Source organism: Streptomyces katrae, assembly GCF_000966975.1.
Lineage (GTDB): Bacteria > Actinomycetota > Actinomycetes > Streptomycetales > Streptomycetaceae > Streptomyces > Streptomyces katrae.
On the sequence record NZ_JZWV01000367.1, the window covers coordinates 1 to 5862 of the forward strand.

Sequence of the window (5862 nt, forward strand, 5' to 3'; positions counted from 1 at the left end):
GCCGAGTTCGGCGGCGAAGACCATGCCGACGGAGACGGCCGCGCCGTGGCGCCACTTGTAGCGCTCGTTCTTCTCGATGGCGTGCGCGAGGGTGTGGCCGTAGTTGAGGATCTCCCGCAGGCCCGACTCCTTGAGGTCGCTGGAGACCACGTCGGCCTTGACCTGGATGGAGCGGACGATCAGCTCGGCCGTGTGGGGGCCGGCGGGCGTACGGGCCGCCGCCGGGTCCTCCTCGATCAGGTCGAGGATCACCGGGTCGGCGATGAAACCGGCCTTGATGATCTCGGCGAGACCGCTGACGTAGTCGTTGACCGGCAGCGAGTCCAGCGCCGCGAGGTCGCAGAGCACGCCGGCCGGCGGGTGGAAGGCGCCGACGAGGTTCTTGCCCTCGGCGGTGTTGATGCCGGTCTTGCCGCCGACGGCCGCGTCCACCATCGCCAGGACGGTGGTGGGGACGGCGATCCAGCGCACCCCGCGCAGCCAGCTGGCCGCGACGAAGCCCGCCAGGTCGGTGGTGGCGCCGCCGCCCACGCCGACGATCACGTCGGTGCGGGTGAAGTTGGACTGGCCGAGCGCCTTCCAGCAGTAGGCGGCCACCTCGACGGTCTTGGCCTCCTCGGCGTTGGGCACCTGGATGGCGATGGCCTCGTAGCCCTGCTCGGCGAGGTCCGCGCGCAGCGCCTCGCCGGTCTCGGCGAGGGCCTCGGGGTGGATCACGGCGACCCGCTGGGCCTTCGTCCCGATGAGGCCGCCGAGCTCGCCGAGCAGCTGCCGGCCGACCAGCACGTCGTACGCGTCGTGTCCGGCTCCCCCAGCTACCGCTGGGAGGGGCCCCGACGCGCCGACGTGGATCCGCGTCACCTGGTCTGTCATACGTCCTTCAACTCCAGAGCGTCGAGGACCGCCTGGGCGACCTCTTCGGGGGTGCGTTCGTCCGTGGCCACCACGACGCGCGCGACTTCGGTGTACAGGGGGCGCCGGGCCTCCATCAGCTCGCGCCACTGCCGGCGCGGGTTGACGGCCAGCAGGGGGCGGGCCGCGCCGAGGCCGACGCGGCGCACGGCCTCCTCGACGTCCATCGACAGGTAGGCGACGGGCAGTCCGGCCAGCAGGGCACGGGTGCCCGGGTCGAGGACGGCGCCGCCGCCGAGGGCGAGGACGCCCGTGTGCCCGGCGACGGCGGCGGCGACCGCCTGCCGTTCCAGCTCACGGAAGTACGGCTCGCCCTCGTCGACGAAGATGTCGGAGATCTCGCGGCCCTGGGCGGCGACGATGTCCGCGTCCGTGTCCCGGTAGGGGACGCCGAGCCGCTCGGCGAGCAGCGCCCCCACCGTGGACTTGCCGGACCCCATGGGGCCGACGAGGACGACGAGCGGTCCGGCCGTCACCGGATCTGCAGGTTGTCGAGGTAGGACTGGACGTTGCGCCGGGTCTCGGGGACCGAGTCGCCGCCGAACTTCTCCAGGACCGCGTCGGCCAGCACGAGCGCGACCATGGCCTCGGCGACGATGCCCGCGGCGGGCACGGCGCAGACGTCGGAGCGCTGGTGGTGCGCCACGGCCGCCTCGCCGGTGGCCACGTCGACGGTGGCCAGGGCGCGCGGCACGGTCGCGATGGGCTTCATCGCGGCGCGGACGCGCAGCAGCTCACCGGTGGTCAGGCCGCCCTCGGTGCCGCCGGAGCGGCCGGAGGTGCGCTTGATGCCCTCGGGGGTGGAGACGATCTCGTCGTGGGCCTGCGAGCCGGGCACGCGGGCCAGGTCGAAGCCGTCGCCGACCTCGACGCCCTTGATGGCCTGGATGCCCATGAGCGCGGCGGCGAGGCGGGCGTCGAGGCGGCGGTCCCAGTGGACGTGGGAGCCGAGGCCGACGGGCACGCCGTAGGCGAGGACCTCGACGACGCCGCCGAGGGTGTCGCCGTCCTTGTGGGCCTGGTCGATCTCCGCGACCATCGCCTTCGACGCGTCGGCGTCGAGGCAGCGGACCGGGTCGGCGTCGAGCTTCTCGACGTCGGCGGGGGTCGGGTAGACGCCGTAGGGGGCCTTGGCCGAGGCCAGTTCCACCACGTGCGAGACGATCTCGATGCCCGCGACCTCCTTGAGGAAGGAGCGGGCGACGGCGCCGAGGGCGACGCGGGCGGCGGTCTCACGGGCGCTGGCGCGCTCCAGGATCGGCCGGGCCTCGTCGAAGCCGTACTTCTGCATGCCCGCGAGGTCGGCGTGGCCGGGGCGGGGGCGGGTCAGCGGCGCGTTGCGGCCGGTGTCCTTGAGCAGCGAGGGGTCCACGGGGTCGGCCGACATGACCGTCTCCCACTTGGGCCACTCGGTGTTGCCGACCATGATCGCGACCGGGGAGCCCTGGGAGAGGCCGTGGCGGACGCCGCCGAGGAAGGTGATCTCGTCCTGCTCGAACTTCATCCGGGCACCGCGTCCATAGCCGAGCCGGCGCCGGGCCAGGTGGTCGGCCACCAGCTCGGTGGTGACCGGGACGCCGGCGGGAAGGCCCTCCAGCGTCGCGACCAGGGCCGGTCCGTGCGACTCTCCTGCGGTCAGCCAACGCAACCTGCTCAACGATGCTCCTCATGCTCGCGCCTGGCACTGCGACGGCGCATCCGGTGCGCGGACCGAACCGCCGGTACCCGAATCCTCCCACGTCCCGGCGGTTCCCCCGTGATCCGGTCCAGCTATCGGACGGCCGTCCCACGCCGGCGCCACCACCGGTAGCCCTCCAGGACGACCACCACGGACACCAGCGAGCCGACGACCCACTTCGCCCAGTCCGGCAGGGTGCCGAGCAGCACCTTCACGAACATCACGACGGCGTACCCGGCGTCCCACTTCGAAGCCAGCGTCTGGCCCGTTCCGAACGCGTCCACGCGCCCCCCTCACCCCGAAGAACAGCAGGTGGGAAGCCTAACGCGCGGCGAGGGCGCGCTCTCCGGCGGCCCGCATGGCCGCCAGGGGGCCCGGGGCGCGGCCGGTCATCCGCTCGACCTGGAGCACGGCCTGGTGGACGAGCAGGTCGAGGCCGCCGAGCAGCTTGCCGCCGCGGCCGGACCAGGCGGCCGCCAGGGCGGTGGGCCAGGGGTCGTAGAGGACGTCGAAGAGGGCGCCCGGGGCCGCGGGTACGGCGGCGGCCAGTTCGTCGGTGGCGCCCGCCGGGGTGGTGGCGATCACCAGCGGGGCGTGGAGGGCCTCGGCGGCCCGGGACCAGTCGGCGGTGCGGACGTCCACGCCGAGCCGCTCGCCCCAGCCGCGCATCTCCTCGGCGCGGGCCTCGGAGCGGACGTACGCGGTGATCTCGCCTGTGCAGATCCGCGCGAGGGCGGCCAGGGCCGAGGAGGCGGTCGCCCCGGCCCCGAGGACGGCGGCGGCGGGCACCTTCTCGACGCCGCGTTCGTGCAGGGCCGCGACTATGCCGGGGATGTCGGTGTTGTCGCCGACCCGGCGGCCGTCCTCGGTCAGGACGAGGGTGTTGACGGCCTCCACCGAGGCGGCGGTGTCGCTGATCTCGTCCAGCAGCGGGATGACCGCCCGCTTGAGCGGCATCGTGAGGGAGAACCCGGCCCACTCGGGGCCCAGACCGGCCACGAACCCGGGAAGCGCGGCCTCGTCGATCTCGAACCGGTCGTAGGACCAGTCGTCGAGGCCGAGCTCCCGGTAGGCCGCCCGGTGCAGTACCGGTGAGAGGGAGTGCTCGATGGGAGATCCCAGCACCGCGGCCCGTGTCCGTGACATGTCCTGCTACCCGCCGTTCTTCTTCTGCGCCTGACGCTCCTGGAACTCCGCGACGAGCTTCAGGTGCTCGTCGTAGGTCTTCGTGAAGGTCGTCTTGTTGCCGTCGACCGACACGAAGAACATCCAGCCGCCGTGATCGGGGTTGAGCGTAGCGGTCAGCGCGTCCAGACCGGGGTTGTCGATCGGACCGGGCGGGAGGCCCTTGACGTAGTGGGTGTTGTACGGGTGGTCGAAGGCCTGGGCTTCCTTCAGGTTGAAGTTGATCTCGCTCTGGCCCTTGACGTAGTTGTACGTCGAGTCGAACTGGAGCTTCTGGTTGGTGACGTCGTTGGTCTTCTTGAGGCGGTTGTAGACCACCTCGGCCATCTTCCGGAAGTCGTCGTGGTTCTTGCCCTCGGCGTTGACGAGGCTGGCCACGGTGATGACCTGGAGCGGGTTCTCCAGGTTGAGTTCCTTGGCCTTGGCCTCGACGCCCAGCTCCGCGTACTTGTCGGAGGCGTTCTTGACCATCTGCTTGAGCAGGGACTCGGGCGTGCTGTCCTTCTTGAGGTCGTACCGCATCGGGTACAGGAAGCCCTCGAGCGGGTCCATGACCTTCGGGTTGCTCGCGGCCCAGGCCGGCAGGCCGAGGTTCTTGTACTCGCGCTGGGCGATCTCGCGGGTGGTGCCGTCCGGTTTGCCGAGCTTCTTGTCGATCGCCTTGTAGACCTCGGAGTTGCGCATGCCCTCGGGGACGGTGATGACGGCCAGCTTGCTGGGGTCGATCATCAGCGCGACGGCGGCCGCGCCCGACATCTTCTTCTTCAGCGGGTAGATGCCCGGCTGGATCGACTTGCCCTTGGGGTTGGCGTTCGCGGCGTCGACGAAGGCCTGGGCGCTGGCGACCACGCCGGCTTCCTTGAGGATGCGGCCCATCTGGCCGAGGCCCGCGTTCTTGGGGATCTCGACGTCGACGGTCTCGTCGGTGCCCTCGCCCGCGAAGTCCTCGGTCGCGCCGAAGCGGTCCTTCAGGTAGCCGTAGCCGTAGTAGCCGCCACCGCCGACGACGGCGGCGATCACCACGGCGGCGACCAGGCAGGCCGTTCCGCTGCGCTTCTTCTGCTTCTTCTTGCCGGCCTTGCCGCCCTTGCCGCGGCCCGCGCGGCGGCCGCCGGGCACCGGCTCGTCGCCGTCGTCCGCGCCGCAGGGACTCCTCCGGCTCCTCCTCCGCCTCGGCCGGGTCCGGCTCCAGGTGCCGCTGGTTCGGGGGCGACGGCGGGGGGAAGGCGTCGGGGGTGGCGTACAGGTCGGGGGTCTCGTCGGGGTAGGCCCCGGCGGACTGCTGGGCGTAGGGGTCGGCGCCGGCGTAGGGGTCGGTCTGGACGGCGGCCACGTACTGCTGCTGGTGGGCGCCGTCCCAGCCCTGGCCCTCGTACGGCGGCTGCTGCTGGAGCTGCTGCGCGTGGGCGTGCTGCACCGCGTACGCCTGCTGCTGCTCGGCGTACTGCGGCTGCTGCGGGTACTGCGCGGGGTATTCCTGCTGGTACTGGACCTGCTGGAACTGTGGGTCCGGGTACTGCTGCTGCGGGTCACCGCCGTAGGGAACCTGCCCCTGCTGCGTCTGGTGCGCGGTCCACCCCTGGTCCCCGTACAAGGGGTCCTGGGGGTTCCACGGTTCGGAGCCGTGGCCCCGGCCATAGTCAGTCATCGGTCCCCTAGAGCCGCGAGACGTGGGCGCGGCTCATGTCTGCCGCGGCACCCGGTTCCGCCTCTTGAGTGGTGGGCGACGGCTGTTCGAATGCCGTCTCATCGCGCGGAACGTTACCGTACCGCGATCAGACAACCACTTCGACGCACTCGCCAGGCGGATTACCTGATACCCGTTCGGTCTCAAGAGCGTTCTGGAGGATGATCACAGCGGCGGCCTGATCGATGACCGACCTGCCCTTCTTCGCGTTCTTCCCGGAGGCGCGCAGGCCCTGGGCGGCGGTGACCGTGGTCATCCGCTCGTCCACCAGCCGGACCGTCACCGGCTTGATCCCCTTGGCCAGTTCGTTCGCGAAGGCACGCACCTTGGCCGCGGCCGGCCCCTCCCGCCCGCTGAGCGAGCGGGGGAGGCCGACGACGACTTCGAGGGGCTCGTACTC

7 protein-coding genes are annotated in these 5862 nt (G+C 71.6%); all 7 read right to left on the reverse strand.

Annotated elements, in window-relative coordinates:
* A partial coding sequence (gene aroB, locus VR44_RS14225) for a 3-dehydroquinate synthase (protein ID WP_045947850.1) occupies window positions 1-873 on the reverse strand: 873 nt, incomplete at its 3' end.
* Window positions 870-1388, reverse strand: a complete 519-nt coding sequence (locus VR44_RS14230; protein WP_045947845.1) for a shikimate kinase — start codon at window positions 1386-1388, stop codon at window positions 870-872. The genes aroB and VR44_RS14230, both read right to left, overlap by 4 nt.
* The gene (gene aroC / locus VR44_RS14235; protein ID WP_045947846.1) at window positions 1385-2569 is read right to left on the reverse strand and encodes a chorismate synthase; all 1185 of its coding nucleotides are present in this window, start codon (window positions 2567-2569) and stop codon (window positions 1385-1387) included. The genes VR44_RS14230 and aroC overlap by 4 nt, the downstream gene beginning before the upstream one ends.
* 113 nt (window positions 2570-2682) lie before the next feature.
* Entirely contained in the window at window positions 2683-2874 is a 192-nt protein-coding gene (locus tag VR44_RS14240; RefSeq protein ID WP_045947847.1) for a hypothetical protein, read from the reverse strand.
* Between the two features lie 37 nt (window positions 2875-2911).
* Complete coding sequence (locus VR44_RS14245; protein WP_045947848.1) at window positions 2912-3736, reverse strand: shikimate dehydrogenase; 825 nt, start codon at window positions 3734-3736, stop codon at window positions 2912-2914.
* Between the two features lie 6 nt (window positions 3737-3742).
* Window positions 3743-4894, reverse strand: a complete 1152-nt coding sequence (gene mltG, locus VR44_RS14250; RefSeq protein WP_425424505.1) for an endolytic transglycosylase MltG — start codon at window positions 4892-4894, stop codon at window positions 3743-3745.
* A 656-nt stretch (window positions 4895-5550) separates the two neighbouring features.
* A partial coding sequence (gene ruvX, locus VR44_RS14255; RefSeq protein WP_045947849.1) for a Holliday junction resolvase RuvX occupies window positions 5551-5862 on the reverse strand: 312 nt, incomplete at its 5' end.